A 15708-nucleotide genomic window follows, 5' to 3' on the forward strand; every position below is an offset into this window, starting at 1 on the left:
GCCCCTTATACCGTTTCTTTTTCTCTCATGCCTTCAATTAACACTTCGACTACCTCTTTGCGGCTGAAAGTGGATGGCGGCAGCTCCCCGTTCCGGAGCATTTCCCTTACCTTTGTGCCGGAAAGAATGACGCGGTCTTCTTTGCTGTGAGGGCAGGTTTTATCAGATGCCATGCCTTCGCACTTGTTGCAGTAAAAGCTGTGCTCAAAGAACAGCGGTTTGATGCCAAGCTCTTCTTCTGTGAAATGGCTGAAAATATGCTGCGCATCATATGTGCCATAATAATTGCCGACACCGGCATGGTCTCTTCCGACGATGAAGTGTGTGCAGCCGAAGTTTTTCCTTGCAATGGCATGGAAGATTGCTTCACGCGGCCCCGCATATCTCATTGCTGCGGGATAGACAGCCAGCTGTGTGCGCTCTTTTGGATAGTAATTTTCCAGAAGAACCCGGTAGCTCTTAAGACGGACATCAGCAGGGATATCATCTGATTTTGTTTCACCCACAAGCGGGTTCAAAAATAGCCCATCCACCGTTTCCAATGCTGCTTTCTGGATGTATTCATGTGCCCGGTGTACAGGGTTCCTTGTCTGGAAGCCAACCACTGTTTTCCAGCCTTTTTCTTCAAACAGTGCCCTTGTTGCTTTAGGCTCAAACCATACATCCTCTGCTACGCCTTTACCAGGTTTTTTAATCAGCGTTACCTCGCCGGCAACATAAACCGGACCGCGTTCAAAAAGCCTTTTCACTCCTGGGTGTGCCAGCTCTTCCGTCTTGTAGACTTCGCTCGCTTCCTTCCTTAAGTCAGGCTCATACCATTCTAATACAGTTATGACTCCGTACACTTCACCTTCGTTAACCAGCTTAAACTTCTCACCGGCTGTAAGCTCTTTGGCTTTTTCCGCTGAAACCGGCAGTGTAACCGGAATAGACCAAATGGTTCCGTCTGCTAATCTCATTTTTTCAACAACAGATTCATAGTCTGCTTTTCCAAGGAAACCTGTAAGAGGACTGAATAAGCCAACACCTATAAGTTCCAGATCACTCAGTGCAATGGCATCTATTAAAATTTCTTTTTCAATTCCTGTCAGGTCATAATTTGGATTGTAGCTTTGAATTAATTTTCCTCCATGAGGTTTCGGCAGAGCCATTTTTCATCAACCTTTCTTTTTCAGATTTACTTTTTTTCAGTTATCGGGCTTGCAGCGGCTGGTGCCTTATTCATTAAGAATTTCACTCCAAATACGGAGATTAGCACACCGGCCATGGCAATCACCGGATATACATTTTGTTCAATGAGCAGCTGGATGAGCGTATAGGATAGGACCATCGATAATACTGGTGAAACCACCCAAACGACTAGTAGCTGAATGACGATGTCCTTCTTGAAAACTGACCGTCCCTGCTTTACAAATCCGATTCCGATGATGGAGGAAGTAGTGATTTGCGTTAAAGGGACAGGAATTCCAAAAACGGAAGCAATCGTAACAATTCCTGCTCCTGTTCCTGAAATGACACAGCCTTCTTCAAGACGGATTTTTGTAATCTTTTTGCCATTCGTTTCGAGGACATTTTTCCCCAGTAAAATGGCTCCTAAAGCGACAAACAGCCCGCCCCAGAAGATTCCGCTGCCTGTGCTCATAATGCCTGCACCTACAAGCGGACCGACTGCATTGGCAACATTATTCATGCCTGCCGAGAATGCTTCAAACACGCCCATAAAAATGACGAGTATGGCTAAAATCGGAGTTGCCTTAGGCTTTTTAATCAGGTTCTGTATAAAGTTTCTCTTTAAAAAAGCGGCTGCCGCTATGGCAATTAAAAAAGCGGCAAATGGAGTGAGCAGCCAGAACATGACTATCCAGGCAAGCTTTCCGGCAAATACGGATTGGTAGACGATTCCTGCACCAACAACAGAACCGACAGTCACCTCACTGGTAGACAGCGGGATGCCGAATACATTTGCCAGAAACAGCGATAAAGCGGCAGATGCAATCACAATCAGCGCGATGGCTACTGTAAAGGTCTCTTTAGGAACAATACCGCTTCCCATTGTCTTTACCACTTCTCCTCCGCCAAGCCATGCTCCGAAGAAAACGGCCAATCCGCAAAGAACAAGAGCTAACATGCGGTTTTTTAGGACACCTGAACCATACGCGATCCCCATGGATGCTGCTGCTCCGCTTGCCCCGATATTCATGGCGAAAAATAAACCGACTGTGACCGCTATAATCGTAAGCATGGTATCATCCTCCCTCTAGCTGGTGTGAAGGCCGCATTCCGTTTTGCCTGTGCCAGACCATCGTCCGGCACGGGAATCGCCATTTTCATCGACTGCCTGTGTACAGGGAAAACAGCCGATGCTTGGATATCCATTGTCATGCAGGGTGTTGTATGGCAGGTCTTTTTCCCTGATATAGGCCCAAACTTCATCCCATGTCCAGTGAATCAGCGGGCAGATTTTGATATTCTTGAACTTTTCATCCTTGTTTAGGAATTGAGTATTCGCTCTTGTAGGCGATTGCTCCCGCCGAAGGCCAGAGATCCATGCCTGCTTTGGTGTTAATGCTTCTCTTAATGGAATCACCTTGCGGATCTCGCAGCATGAATTGGGTTCCCTTTTCCACAGTGCCGAACCGTATTCTGCTGCTTGCTGGTCGAGTGTCAGCTTGGGTTCTTTTCGCTCGATCCGAAGATTTGGAAAACGTACCTCGATCTTATCTATCAATTCATAGGTTTCAAGGAAGTGAAGCCCGGTGTCCAAAAAGACAATATGGGCATCTGGTTTGATTTCCTGGATTAAGTCAATCAGCACAATGGCTTCAGCCCCGAAACTCGATGCATAGACAATCTTGTCTTCTGGATAATTTGCATATGCCCATTCCAACACTTTGCGGGCGCCTTTTAATTTATCATCAATTGGGAATGCATCAGAGATCTGATTCCAATTTTCATATGTCACTGCAGTGCTCATCTTGCAGTACTCCTTTCACTTTCTTGAAAATTTTTTCTCAACCAAAAAAGGCAGTCTTTCCGCCTGAAAAAATCCTTCAGGAAGAAAAACCGCCTCTAGTTTGTCTAGTCAGCGCGCTTATTTGGTTGAAGACGAACCTTTTCGTTCTTCTCAAGTTGTATGACTTTGCCATCCTGGACGACCAATGTGATCGATCCGAATTTAATGCTCCCGAGCATCTGCTTTAAGTGTGCAGATAACTCTTCCCAGTCAGCCTGTTTCAGTGAGGCTCGCCTCCTTTTTTTAGTCTTGGAAAGTATAAGTTTTTTAGTTTATTTTTTGTGATGTTGAGATTAATCCTACCATACCCATAGGAATTGTCAACAACTTATTTAAAGAAAATTATAAAAATCTTATAAATGGGCTTTTCTTCACTGAATAAAGGTTTTTTACAACAAAAAAACATCCCCGGCAATTGCCGGGGATGCAGCTCTTTTACTCATCAGCTTCTTCGTCTTGTCTTGTTGTCTGCTCAGGCAATGTATCCCAGAAGCTTGTGTCAGCAGAATTGATTGAACCATCTGCTATTGCTTTTACTGTCGCATCGAGTGTCGTGATTGTTTGCTTGATGAGATAACCGTTGCTCTTTTGTCCAAGGGCATAAGGCTCATAGTTGTGGTCGGACATTCCGCGCATTTCAAAAAGCAGGGTGGAAATATCGTAACGGACAGCTGCGCCGTTTCGGCCAATGTTTTCACCTGTTCCGCCGACATATTTTCCAATATGGCCCCAGCCTGTATGGTGAAGTGCATTAAACACAACTGAACCCAGCTTTTTGGACTTTTCAAGTACTTCAGGCTTTACATTGCTGTTAGTTGGGTAAAGAATTGATCCGGATACAAGCTTTCCTTCTGTTTCACTTAAGGTACCCTGATGATGAAGATCGATCATGTAATCGATTTTGTATTTTTGGAACACGTTTTCATGGAGAGCACGTGCTTCCGGCTCCATTTTGCTTGTATCTTTATCATGTTCCCGATTCAAATCTACACGGTTTGCATTATAGCGGGTTAAATGGCGATCGCCATCGGCAAGGTAATCGTCAAGTGAGAAGTTCACATCTCCCATTGCTCCATCTGCGTTCAGCATAGGTATCACAAGAATATTGACATCTTTAAGGACCCCGCTTGTCTTGCCGGTGCCCAGGTGCTTAATAAACTCCATCGCTCCTTCAGTTGTCAGCTGCTCATTCCCGTGCTGCTGAGTCAGAAAAAGAATCGTCGGATTTTCAGGATTGGATATGTATTTTGCCATGTAAATATCACGGCCTTTTACAGTCTGGCCAATCACTTCAAGCTGCATGGCTTCCTGCTTGGCATCCTGCGTTTTTAAATACTCTGTTAAACTATCATATGTATGCAGAATGGAAGTCTGAATGGACCCATTTCCCGTGCCCGGCCCATTCCCTACGGCACCTGCAGGCATGCCCACTGCCGTAACTGCACCCAAAGCCATTAAACCAGATAGCGATACAGAAAGAACTTTTTTCTTCAAAGTCATAAATTCATACCCCCAAATTAATAGTTATCTTTCACTATTAATTCTAGTGAACTAATTGAAGAGTGATAATAGAGTATGATGCCTATTCTTTTGACAAATTTCGCATACCGAAATAAGTATAAAAAGAGTAGTTTAATGACGAAATAATGTGTAAACTTAATCCAATATTACTAGTTGAGTGATAATATCCCAAAAAATCCCTTTTATTTATATGTAAAAAGAACTAAAAAAAACCGAACAATAGAATGTCCGGTCCTTTCCTTTAATTTTGATCTGCCGGGTAGACAACACCAATTTGCCTTCGGGCTTCTTCGATTATCTCCATCGTTATCATGGAGTTTGCAAAGGAGTTGATATCAGATTCAGTCTTTCCAGCCTGAACCAAACGGATGAATTCTTTGGCTTCGTAATACATAGAATCACTTAATTGGTCCTGAGTGAGATCCTCTTTCTCTCCGTTCCGATAATGCAATTCAACCTTTTCAGGCGTACTTATTTTATCTATAACAATATTACCCTCTTCTCCTTGAATTTCAGCGGGCAGACTTGAATTGGTTATTTTGCTGTACATAATGACTGCATCCATGTCCGGATATTTCAGGACAATGCTACCTTCCCCATCAACACCGGATTCCAGCTTATAGCCTGCTGCTTTAATCTCTTCTGGTTTACCGAATAACGCCACAAGCGGATATATGCAATAAATCCCGATATCCATTATTGAACCATTCGAAAATTCCGGGTTGAATGCATTCAGCACAGTCCCCTGCCTGTAGGCATCATAACGGGAAGAATATTGGCAATAACTTGCAAAATACCTGCGTACCTGTCCGATTTTATGAAGATTTTCTTTTACCGCCAGAAAGTTAGGCATTAAGGTAGACTTTAGGGCTTCCATGAGAAGAACGTTGTTGTCCCTGGCCGCAGCTATCATAGTTTGCAGTTCCCTTACATTAGAGGCAATCGGCTTTTCACATAAAACATGAACTTTGTTTTTCATAAAAATGACCGCCTGTTCAGCATGCAGGGAATTTGGGCTCGCAATATAAACGGCGTCGATTTCGCCGCTTGCGGCCATCGTCTTTAAATCAGTAAAAGTCCTCTCCACACCATATTTGCCTGCAAATTCTTTTGCTTTTTCTTCTGTACGTGAATAAACAGCAGTCAGCTGAAAATCTTCAGCCTGCAGTGCCGCTTTTAAAAATCTTTCTGTAATCCAGTTAGTGCCTACTACTCCAAAACGAATCAAAACCATTCCTCCAATTTCTATCGTGGCGTAACTATCCTCTCATTTTTAAGCAAATTGAGATAAAAAGCAAGCAATTAAAATGGAAGCCTGATAATATCAGTCTTCCATTCAAGGTTCATTTAATCCGAATGCCCAATTATCGTGCGAATGACATTTGGATATGAAGGGAATGTTTTAGTCCCGGCACCATATCCAATGCTTTCAACAGTCATAGAAGGTATGCTCCCAAATTGTTCAGCAAGAACAGCAATAATGGCAGCTCCGGTTGGAGTAGTTAATTCAAAGCGAATGTTACTCTGCTCTATAGGCACTCCTTTTAAAATTTCAAGTGTTGCAGGTGCCGGTACAGGATAGATTCCATGATCAATAGCTATTTTTCCAGTTCCAACTGGTAAAGATGATGAAGATATTAGATCAGGTTTGATAGAACAAATTAAAATAGCAGTACCTACAATGTCAATGATGGAATCAACTGCACCCACTTCATGAAAATGTACTTTATCAATGGAAACACCATGTATTTTACCTTCTGCTTCAGCAATTTTTTGAAAAATTGTGATTGAAAGTGACTTCACATCTTCTTGTAAAGTGGATTCTTCAATCATCTTTTTTATGGAAGAAAAGGTCCGGTGGTGATGTGAATGGCTGTGAGCATGATTAGCGTGAGAATGGTCTTCAAGGTGGTGATCATGCGAATGTCCGTGTCCTTCATCGCAATGATGGTCGCGTGTATGTTCATGACTTTCATGGCTATGGTGATTATGTGAACGTTCTTCGTGAAGATCCTGTGTTTGCCCATGGTCGTGTGTATGTTCATGACTGGGATCATGGTGCTGAAAATGAGATTGATTAGGTTCTTCCTTCAATATCACGTCAAATTTGGTGGCTGTAATGCCGTTTTTATTTACTTTTTTTACGGTTATTTCATATTCAGAACCAATGGCAAGCTTTAGAAGTTCCTGCTTTAAATGTATGGCATCAGCACCAAGATCGATGAGCGAGCCGATAATCATATCACCGCTGGCGCCTGATACGCAATCAAAATAGAGAGTTTTCATTCTCCAGTCTCCTTTTTTTATTTCCCATTCGATGGATAAGCGCAGCATTGTAGCCTCCGCCAAAACCGTTGTCAATGTTCACGACACTAATGCCGGATGCACATGAATTTAACATCGAGAGCAGGGCAGATAATCCTCCGAAGTTCGCTCCATATCCAATACTCGTAGGCACTGCAATAACGGGATGGTCGACTAAACCGCCCACCGCACTAGGCAATGCACCTTCCATACCAGCAACAACAACTGAGACAGCTGCATTTTGAATTGTTTCCAGCTGATCCAGCAGACGATGGATTCCAGCTACTCCAACATCACATATTCTAATCGTTTGACATCCCATAGCCCTTATTGTTTCTGCAGCTTCCTCAGCTACTTTCAAATCAGAAGTACCAGCAGAAACAACAGCAATATAACCTTCATATAAAATTTCAGGTTCATTTGCTTTCTTCCATAATATCGTTTCTGCCAAAGGGCTATATTCTATATCCGATACATGTTCCATTATTATTTCAGCTTTTTCCATACAAATCCGAGTTCCTAAGATACGGCGGTGCCTTTTTTGCAGCCCTTTTATAATTTCTATGATTTGAAATGCTGTTTTTCCTTCTCCATAAATCACTTCAGGGAAGCCTTGCCTATTTTCCCTATGAAAATCTAATCTGGCAAACCCAAGGTTTTCATAGGTCTTTAATTGATCTTTTGCTTCATCAATATCAATTGTACCTTCCTTAACTTTTATAAGAATCTCTTCAAGATTATTTTGCTTGTCCATGAAGCTCTCCTTTTAATACTTCATTCATGCTGCCAGTCCGATATCCTTCCAAATCAAGTGATACATATGTAAATCCAATTTCCTTCAATCGAATGTTTATCTCTTCCCTATATAAAAGCACCTTTTCTATTTCATCCGGATTTACTTCTATTCGCGCCACCTTATCATGATATCTGACTCGCACCTGATAAAACCCGAGTTCTGTAAGCAGAAAATGTTCTGCCAGATCAAGTTTATTAATAGCAGCTCCTGTTATTCTCGTACCGTAAGGAATTCTGGATGAAAGGCAGGCAAATGAAGGCTTCTCCCATGTCTTTAACCCCATTGCCTTTGAGAGACTGCGTATTTCGTCTTTGGTTAAGCCAGCTTCTTTTAATGGACTTCTAACCCCTTTTTCTCTTGTTGCTTTCATTCCAGGCCTGTAATCACCTGCATCACTGGCATTGGTCCCATCCAATATATATGGGTAGCCTTTTTCCTCTGCGATCTTGACCAGTCTTTCAAATAATCCAAACCTGCAGAAATAACACCTGTTCTTATCGTTTTTTACAAAATTCTCATTCTCGAATTCTTTTATTTCTATTGTAAAATGATTCGCTTTTAGCTCGTTTGCAAGATTTACCGCTTCATTAAATTCACGCTGCGGAAAAGTTTCTGAAGCGGCTGTAACAGCAAGGACATTTTCCCCAAGCTCCTCTTGTGCCCTGGCTAAAAGAAATGCACTGTCTACCCCGCCTGAAAATGCGATTAAAACACTCCCCATATCGGACAGAATTTTCCCCAGCTGCTCATTTTTTTGATCTATTTCTTCTCTCATTCCTTTTCGCTCCCTTCATTTATGTTTAAAGCCAGTATGTAAACAGTCCTTCTGTAAATCCTAAGTTGTACATATAATAGATTTCAAAACAAAAGCTTATAACACCTGATATTTTGATGATATTCCTGCTGATTCCATTTCTTTTCTTCGCAATTATAACCGGAACGCTTAATAACGCAGAAAAAGATAACATGCCAATTACCGTCCCGAAACCAAAAGCCAACTACTCATCATTTAAAGTCCCCAATTCTTATTTACTTCCTGTGTAACCCAGTCATATACCGTTTTTAGAGGGATATGATGTTTAATTGCAACGGACTTGCATTCCTCAAATTCAGGGGAGATTTGAGAAATTGATTCCTTATACAAGCCTTTTTTCACACTTACTGGTCCCCATGGTGTATTTACTTTATCAAAAGTGCGGCCCAGCCGATGTACAGCAGCAGACAGCCTTCTAACGCCAAACGTTGTAGTTTCCTTGAATAGGATGTCTTCCATTTTTTCTATGTCATCAAGAGAACAAAGAATATTAATCGTGACAGCATTTCTTCCTTTTTTCATGATGATTGGCTGAAAAAACACATCATTTGCACCGTTTTCAAATAATCTGTCCATTACAAACGAAAGGATTTCAGGGTTTTGGTCATCAATATTAGCCTGTAGGATGCACATATTTCTGTCGATATGTTCACTCGAATGGCTAGAATTTTTTTGTTCATCATTCAGATTTTCAGCCAAAGTTAATTTGCCCTCACGACCGCAATCAGAAAATATAGTTGATTGCTTTTGAATTTTTAGCCTCTGGTCCTGCAGATCCTCTTGATCTATGTATCTGATTAATTCATTCATAATTAGGACTTTAAGGAGTTTTATTGAAGCCCGTTCTATTTCCTTGTGTTCAGTTGTAAAAGTCAGTTCCAGCGATTCTAATCGTATGTTTTCCTGCAAGGTGGAGAGTGGAACCTCATGAGGAAAACAGTACAATTTGATTGAATGATAATGTTTTATCCATGAAACAATAGAAATGGCAGCCAGGAGCTCTTCCTGGTTGTTTTCAAAATAATCGTCGAAAAAAAAACCTGGCTCCATTTCATCACTTAACTGCTGGTATAAATGATCTTCAGCATGAAACGTTATGTTTGGTCCATCTAAACGATACTTAATAGCTGGATGCTGATATTCTTCAATTTGAATAAGTGAATAGAATATGTCTTTCAATTTTGCTCTTTCGAAACCATCTGCCAATAAAATCATTTTGTCTCTCCCAGGTTCTTGATAATATTTCATATTCAGCTTTTAACAGACTCTTTAATGTAGGGGATGGTTAATGGCCCAAGAGGCATAACAGCAATCCTTATATCTCTCCCGTGTTTTTGCTGCAGTTCTTCCACCGTTTTTTCAATGGAGGAAGAAGGCAGGAACATGGCATTTTTAATGTCTTCATCTGTTAAGCTTGAATATACATATACATCAGCCCACACCTGAATAATTGCCTGCTTTTGCACTTGCCATTGATCAAAAATAGAAAAAGCGGGATTCTCGATCATATCTAAAATTTCTTGTGGTGTTGCTTTCATTTTTAGTATTTCTGCATAATTCCCATGATTCGGCAGGCCGTCACTGCATTCTGAAGCACAGATAATGGCACCGCCATTTTTCACAATTTTTTGTGCAGCGCTCATCCCCTTCACTGCCTGGTATAAATTCTGGTCCAAAGGATAGCCGCTGTTGCTTGTGATAACAATGTCGAATGGTTCCTCACATGCCACCATCGAATGTTCCCGGACATATTCGCATCCTGCCCTGTGCGCCAAAATGACATCCCCTGCAAAATAGTTTGTAATCTCCTTATCACCGTTCATAGTTACATTTAACATAAAATCCGGTTTTGCCATTAGGGCTGCCTCTGTAGCTTCTCCCTGAACCGGGTTGCCTTCAATTTTTCCCCATGTACTGTCTTTATCTCCAATCATTCTGGCATTATGAAAATGCATAATCGTCTCAATTCCAGCAATTCCGGGCATGATACCCTTTGGTCCGCCGCTGAAACCTGCAAAAAAATGAGGCTCAATAAACCCTGTAACGATTTTAAAAACACTTTCACAATATTCTTTATTAAGGTAAACTTCACCCCCATATGAGGTTGTCCCCAGGTAGGTCTGTGTGGATTGGTCAAATGCGTTATTATTAATGACCCGGACATGATTGACAATGTCTTCACCAAGCATTTGAATAAGCTCTTCCCTGGTGTTATCACGATGGCTGCCAGTGCCATTAATTATGACAAATTGTTCTGCAGGAACATGATTTAATTCCTCCATGATCCACGGAACCAGCTTGTGGTTGGGTGTAGGCCGTGTCATATCGCTGATTACAATTGAAACAGTATCCGTGCTTTTCACCATTTCTTTTAATGGCATTGTTCCAATTGGATTTCTCATTGCTTCAATTGCATTTTCCTTTTCGTTCACCAATCCAGGAATATGGACAGGTTCAATGACTGCTGTATGATCTGGCAGATAGACAGGAAGTCCTTTCTTCCCATATGCCAATTTGATTTCCAAGATACTTTACCTCCTTTTGATGATTACTTGCCTGCACTAATCGATAATTTGGATGATTTGACTCTAATCCAGGGGCGTTCATCCTCCCACTCCACAGATAGAGGAACACGGAACGTTTCTTCCAGTCTTTGTTCTGTTATGATAGTTTTTTTATCTCCTTGTGCAACTACTTCGCCGGATTTCAGCAGCATTACATGCGATATGGATGGGACAATCTCTTCAATATGGTGGGTTACATATATGATGGTGGGACCACCTGGATTGGACATCATCTTCTCAATAGATGCCAGCAATTCTTCCTTGGAAAAAATGTCAAGTCCATTGCATGGTTCGTCCAATATCAATAGCCGCGGCGAAGACATCAGTGCTCTCGCTATCATTGCCTTTCTTTTTTCACCCTGAGAAAGAGAAGTCAAGGTTTGATTTTCCACATGGCTGATGCCAAATTCCCTCATCAAGAATTTTGCCTTATCCAAATCATTTTGAGAAATATCTTCGTACAAACCAATAGATGCAAATTTACCGCTTAATACAATCTCAAGCGCCGTATCAGCAGGGCGAAACTGAAATTTATCATCCAGGGAGGTGCTAACCCATCCAATGGACCTTCTAAGGTCAGGTATATTGGTTTTGCCGAATAGATGGCCTAATACCGAAACCTGCCCCCCATTTGGCCATAGATAACCGGTAATCATATTAAGGATAGTCGTTTTACCGGATCCGTTTAATCCTAAAAGCGCCCAATGCTCCCCTTTTTGCACCTCCCAGGAAACATGATTGAGAATTTGTTTTCCATTCCTTTTCCAGCTGATCTGCTCCAGTGAGATAACACTGCTGCATTCTGTATGACTCATCGTGATCCTCCTTCTGCTCCATCTTGTGGTAAACTGAGTGAAGCATTCAACTATCTATTAGTCTTTTAAGCTAAAGAGAGCTGAAGACACTATTAATTGGTTTCCATTAAACATAAAGGAAATCCTGTGTCTCAGCTCATATTTTTTAGATTTCATGGAATTTTCTGTCTAAATATGGCTAGTAAGCTCAGAAGTTATACCATTACGGCTAAATCTTACTCCATTTTTTTGATAAAAATTTGCCCCTTCACTAATACGCACTTTCAACTCATCATTAACTGGTTTTAATGACTTTGCAGGAACACCAGCAGCAAGCGTATTTTTTTCAATAACTTTATTTTCTCCTACCACAGCACCAGCGGCGACAACAGCACCTTCCTTAATATGTGCGCCGTTTAAGACAATGGCTCCCATGCCTATAAGCGCTCCATCTTCAATGGTGCAGCCATGAATAACACAGTTATGTCCGATCGTAACGTTTTTGCCTATGTTAACGGGAAATCCTTCATCTACATGAATCATAGTTCCTTCCTGAACATTGGTACCGCTTCCAATTTTAATAGAGTCGTTGTCCCCTCGAAGTACTGTATTGAACCATATGGATACATCCGCTTCCAGCTTAACATTTCCAATCACATACGTATTTGGGGCCAAATAAACCGATTCATGGACATCAGGCTTCATGCCTTCAAAATCATATACCATTTAACACATCTCCTATTCTATTTATGAAGCGATTGTATCGCTGGAGTCACTCAATCTGTTTTTCCGGTTCTTAATCCATTTGTTTAAAAGCGGGTACAAAATACTGATAATCGAGAGGATGATAAAGGTCAATGCGATAGGCCTTGTGAAGAAAATAGAAATATCATTATTAGACATTTGCATCGCCCTTCTGAATTGATCTTCAGCTATTGGACCGAGGACCACTCCTAAAACAATCGGAGCTAAAGGGAATTTGGCATTTTCCAGGTAGTAGCCGATAATTCCAAACAGTAGCATCATGCCAACATCAAAGATGGAGTTTCGAACAGCAAACGTTCCGACAATACAAAATAACACAATTAACGGTCCAATCACTGTATATGGAACCTGTAGGATCTTAGAGAAGACAGATATAAACGGTTTTGCAATAACAATGATTAATAGATTGGCGACAAGAAGTCCCATTAAAATTGTGTAAATCAGGGATCCCTGCGTTGAGAACATAAGAGGTCCTGGCTGTATTCCGTGAAGAATAAAGGCTCCCAGCAAGATGGCGGTTGTAGCACTCCCAGGGATACCAAGAGACAGCAATGGAACCATGGCGCCCATAGCTGCTGCATTATTGGCTGATTCAGGTGCAGCAATCCCCTCTGGAATACCTGTTCCAAATTCCTTGGAATTTTTTGACCAGCGTGCAGCTTCACTGTAGCTCAGCATTGCAGCAGTCGTTGCACCAATACCCGGCAATATTCCGATGAAAACACCTAATAGTGATGAACGCCCAATGACACCTGAAATTCGTTTCATAACATTCCAGCTTGGCAGCTCCGACCTTACTTTTTGCTTTGAATTCACCTTGTGGACTTGCTGCACCCGGCGCAATACTTCTGAAATGGCGAATAATCCAATCAGGACAGGGATGAAATCTATCCCGGACATTAATTGACCTGAGCCGAAAGTGAAACGCGGAACCCCTGTCATCGTATCTATTCCAATCGTTGCGATGAATAACCCAAAGGAAACACCAATGAATCCTTTTACGAGATTGCCTGCACTTAAAGAAGCTACAACTGTAAGTCCCATTAGCGCCAATGCAAAGTACTCAGGAGAAGAAAATCTAAGCGCAAAAGATGCGAGAAGAGGAGTTAAAAAAATTAAGACAATCGTTCCAAATACACCGCCTGTTGCAGAGCTGAAGATGGATATTCCGAGTGCTTTGCCTCCCTCACCTTTTTTTGCCATAGGATAGCCGTCAAATATGGTGGCTACAGCTTCTGGTGTCCCAGGAGTTCTAAATAAGATTGCGCTTATGGATCCCGAAAATACTGAAGTGGCGTATATGGAGGTTAATAACAAAAAGGCTGCAGTCGGATCCATGGCATAACTGACAGGAAGCAGAATAATAACCAGCATGGTTCCGCTTATTCCGGGAATTCCTCCTCCAATAAATCCAAGCAGGACACCGACAAATAATATGAAAAAATTAAATGGCACAAAAAGGTTCCCAAATCCTCCTAAAAGTCCTTCGATCATTTAATATCACCTCTTTTTTTAGAATGGGCTTTTAATAGAACAGCAAACTAAACATCTGGAAAATTCCGACTCCCCTTGGAAAAGGAAGATTCAGCAAAATCGGGAAAAGGACGATAGATCCGGCAACAGCAAAAATCCCAGTTATTAATGCACGAATTGAGCTTTTCATTCCAAAAAGGAATGACATGACAAATATCCCAAGAATGGTAGCAACAATAAATCCTACATAACCGAGGATAAATGTATAGATTGCCAGTGTAATGAACAAGAGGAAAAACCTCTTTGGGTAAACAAGTTTTTCTTCATCATTGTCATCTGCATCTTCTTCACCATTATTAATCTGTATATTCTGACTATTTTTCTTGCTAAAAGTCCTTGCCAGCAGGATTACGGATAAAATGAGCATTAAAACCATTAACGCTGCAGGCCAAGACCCTGGAGCAATCAAATTACCTGCTCTATTTTCTAACTGTAAAGATATGACCAGAAAAAAGGATGAGAACACAATCATTATGATAGAAAGATTACGTTCCAGAATCATATTTTACCTCCCTGACTTTTTTATATCATCGGGAGACGTGCATCTCCCTCCCGATGATTCTTTTTTTATTGAAGTCTTTCAACAATTGTCTGATAGGTTTGGATGTTCTTCTCAAGATTCTTTTTGAATTCTTCCCCATTCAGCCATCCGTCACGCAGATGAAGATAACTGTCTTTCTCGTACTTCTTATAATCTTCACTATCTTTTGCTTTTTCTAATGCGTTCTGCAGTATCTCTACGACTTCGTCAGGGGTGTCAGAGTGTACTAATAAGCCGCGTTCCTGTCCATCTATCAGGTCAATTCCTTTTTCGGTTGAAATTGGTGTCTCATCGAAGCCTTCTAATTTCTTGTCTGTAAATGCCAGCAGCATTTCAACAGATTTTTCATCAATCTGGGCAATTGAAGGTCCGATTTCTTCGAGCATCGAATCAATATGTCCGCCTAACAAAGCTGCATGCATTTCCCCGGCATCTTCATACGAAATATAATTTAGTTTAATTCCAGCTTTTTCTTCAAACTGGCGAAGAACCAGTTCATCAAAGCCTACTGCTCCAGTACCTCCCACTGATACTTTGCCGGGATTGTCTTTAGCCTGCTTTACAAAATCTTCATAGTCAGTGAATTTCTTCCCTTTAAGAACCTGAAGGGACATTGTATCCTGCTGAACCCTGCCAATCGCTTTATATTTGCTCAAATCATGAGGGGTTGTATTACGCGCAACATTAATTGGATAGTTTGATGAAATGGCCCAGATCGTATAACCATCTGCCGGCTGTCTCGCCGTATGGTCACCGGCATTTGCACCTGAGGCTCCCGGTAAATTTACTACATTGATATTTACCCCTAATATTTCACTCATTTCTTTCGCGATAGATCGGGCAAAAGTATCTGTTCCACCGCCTGCACCCCAGCCTACAACAATTTCAATATCTCTTTCGGGATAATTGCCTGCCCCATCCTTGGAACCTGATTTTGCGCTTGTCCCGGAACTGCAGCCCTGCAGGACTAAAAGCAGCATGACAAGCAGCGACACTAGTGAGAACTTATTAAATTTCATATATTCTCCGTCCTTTTTTCATTAATAGGAAGCTTTTATGTTCC

16 protein-coding genes are annotated in these 15708 nt (G+C 41.5%); all 16 read right to left on the minus strand.

Annotated elements, in window-relative coordinates; translation table 11 throughout:
• Positions 1-5: 5 nt before the first annotated feature.
• The 16 genes from sat to IRB79_RS14605 all read right to left on the minus strand — a co-directional run bounded on the left by sat (position 6) and on the right by IRB79_RS14605 (position 15664).
• The gene (sat, locus tag IRB79_RS14530; protein WP_243503183.1) at positions 6-1151 is read right to left on the minus strand and encodes a sulfate adenylyltransferase; all 1146 of its coding nucleotides are present in this window, start codon (positions 1149-1151) and stop codon (positions 6-8) included.
• Positions 1152-1177: 26 nt separating this feature from the next.
• Positions 1178-2242 carry a sulfate permease gene (locus tag IRB79_RS14535; protein ID WP_243503184.1) on the minus strand — a complete coding sequence of 355 codons (1065 nt, stop codon included), beginning with the start codon at positions 2240-2242 and terminating at the stop codon, positions 1178-1180.
• 15 nt (positions 2243-2257) lie between these two features.
• Entirely contained in the window at positions 2258-2974 is a 717-nt protein-coding gene (locus IRB79_RS14540; RefSeq protein WP_243503185.1) for a phosphoadenylyl-sulfate reductase, read from the minus strand.
• Between the two features lie 104 nt (positions 2975-3078).
• A complete protein-coding gene (locus tag IRB79_RS14545) occupies positions 3079-3192 on the minus strand; it encodes a YezD family protein (RefSeq protein WP_064497444.1) in 114 nt (37 codons plus the stop codon).
• Positions 3193-3448: 256 nt separating this feature from the next.
• Entirely contained in the window at positions 3449-4513 is a 1065-nt protein-coding gene (locus IRB79_RS14550; protein WP_243503186.1) for a M14 family zinc carboxypeptidase, read from the minus strand.
• A gap of 262 nt (positions 4514-4775) precedes the next feature.
• A complete protein-coding gene (locus IRB79_RS14555; protein ID WP_243503187.1) occupies positions 4776-5762 on the minus strand; it encodes a Gfo/Idh/MocA family protein in 987 nt (328 codons plus the stop codon).
• A gap of 119 nt (positions 5763-5881) precedes the next feature.
• A complete protein-coding gene (locus IRB79_RS14560) occupies positions 5882-6820 on the minus strand; it encodes a nickel pincer cofactor biosynthesis protein LarC (RefSeq protein ID WP_243503188.1) in 939 nt (312 codons plus the stop codon).
• A complete protein-coding gene (gene larB, locus IRB79_RS14565) occupies positions 6801-7592 on the minus strand; it encodes a nickel pincer cofactor biosynthesis protein LarB (protein WP_243503189.1) in 792 nt (263 codons plus the stop codon). Before larB ends, IRB79_RS14560 begins: the two co-directional genes overlap by 20 nt.
• Entirely contained in the window at positions 7576-8409 is an 834-nt protein-coding gene (gene larE / locus IRB79_RS14570; protein ID WP_243503190.1) for an ATP-dependent sacrificial sulfur transferase LarE, read from the minus strand. The genes larB and larE overlap by 17 nt, the downstream gene beginning before the upstream one ends.
• A gap of 234 nt (positions 8410-8643) precedes the next feature.
• Positions 8644-9663, minus strand: coding sequence for a nickel pincer cofactor biosynthesis protein LarC2 (larC, locus tag IRB79_RS14575; RefSeq protein WP_243503191.1), 1020 nt, complete (start codon positions 9661-9663; stop codon positions 8644-8646).
• Between the two features lie 35 nt (positions 9664-9698).
• Positions 9699-10973: a nickel-dependent lactate racemase gene (larA, locus tag IRB79_RS14580; protein WP_243503192.1), complete on the minus strand. Its 1275-nt coding sequence runs from the start codon at positions 10971-10973 to the stop codon at positions 9699-9701.
• 23 nt (positions 10974-10996) lie between these two features.
• Entirely contained in the window at positions 10997-11827 is an 831-nt protein-coding gene (locus IRB79_RS14585) for an ABC transporter ATP-binding protein (RefSeq protein ID WP_243503193.1), read from the minus strand.
• Positions 11828-11995: 168 nt separating this feature from the next.
• Entirely contained in the window at positions 11996-12532 is a 537-nt protein-coding gene (locus tag IRB79_RS14590) for a gamma carbonic anhydrase family protein (RefSeq protein WP_243503194.1), read from the minus strand.
• 21 nt (positions 12533-12553) lie between these two features.
• Positions 12554-14065: a tripartite tricarboxylate transporter permease gene (locus IRB79_RS14595; protein ID WP_243503195.1), complete on the minus strand. Its 1512-nt coding sequence runs from the start codon at positions 14063-14065 to the stop codon at positions 12554-12556.
• A 31-nt stretch (positions 14066-14096) separates the two neighbouring features.
• Positions 14097-14606 carry a tripartite tricarboxylate transporter TctB family protein gene (locus tag IRB79_RS14600; RefSeq protein ID WP_243503196.1) on the minus strand — a complete coding sequence of 170 codons (510 nt, stop codon included), beginning with the start codon at positions 14604-14606 and terminating at the stop codon, positions 14097-14099.
• A gap of 65 nt (positions 14607-14671) precedes the next feature.
• Complete coding sequence (locus IRB79_RS14605; RefSeq protein ID WP_243503197.1) at positions 14672-15664, minus strand: tripartite tricarboxylate transporter substrate binding protein; 993 nt, start codon at positions 15662-15664, stop codon at positions 14672-14674.
• Positions 15665-15708: the final 44 nt, after the last annotated feature.

Source organism: Cytobacillus oceanisediminis, assembly GCF_022811925.1.
In the GTDB taxonomy this organism is placed as follows: Bacteria; Bacillota; Bacilli; order Bacillales; family Cytobacillaceae; genus Cytobacillus; species Cytobacillus oceanisediminis_D.

Coding starts and splice junctions, on each gene's coding strand:
- IRB79_RS14590 (WP_243503194.1), bottom strand. CDS start 12,532: ATGGTATATGATTTTGAAGGCATGAAGCCTGATGTCCATGAATCGGTT.
- IRB79_RS14550 (WP_243503186.1), bottom strand. CDS start 4,513: ATGACTTTGAAGAAAAAAGTTCTTTCTGTATCGCTATCTGGTTTAATG.
- IRB79_RS14595 (WP_243503195.1), bottom strand. CDS start 14,065: ATGATCGAAGGACTTTTAGGAGGATTTGGGAACCTTTTTGTGCCATTT.
- larB (WP_243503189.1), bottom strand. CDS start 7,592: ATGGACAAGCAAAATAATCTTGAAGAGATTCTTATAAAAGTTAAGGAA.
- IRB79_RS14560 (WP_243503188.1), bottom strand. CDS start 6,820: ATGAAAACTCTCTATTTTGATTGCGTATCAGGCGCCAGCGGTGATATG.
- IRB79_RS14545 (WP_064497444.1), bottom strand. CDS start 3,192: ATGCTCGGGAGCATTAAATTCGGATCGATCACATTGGTCGTCCAGGAT.
- IRB79_RS14585 (WP_243503193.1), bottom strand. CDS start 11,827: ATGAGTCATACAGAATGCAGCAGTGTTATCTCACTGGAGCAGATCAGC.
- sat (WP_243503183.1), bottom strand. CDS start 1,151: ATGGCTCTGCCGAAACCTCATGGAGGAAAATTAATTCAAAGCTACAAT.
- larE (WP_243503190.1), bottom strand. CDS start 8,409: ATGAGAGAAGAAATAGATCAAAAAAATGAGCAGCTGGGGAAAATTCTG.
- larC (WP_243503191.1), bottom strand. CDS start 9,663: ATGATTTTATTGGCAGATGGTTTCGAAAGAGCAAAATTGAAAGACATA.
- IRB79_RS14535 (WP_243503184.1), bottom strand. CDS start 2,242: ATGCTTACGATTATAGCGGTCACAGTCGGTTTATTTTTCGCCATGAAT.
- IRB79_RS14540 (WP_243503185.1), bottom strand. CDS start 2,974: ATGAGCACTGCAGTGACATATGAAAATTGGAATCAGATCTCTGATGCA.
- IRB79_RS14600 (WP_243503196.1), bottom strand. CDS start 14,606: ATGATTCTGGAACGTAATCTTTCTATCATAATGATTGTGTTCTCATCC.
- IRB79_RS14605 (WP_243503197.1), bottom strand. CDS start 15,664: ATGAAATTTAATAAGTTCTCACTAGTGTCGCTGCTTGTCATGCTGCTT.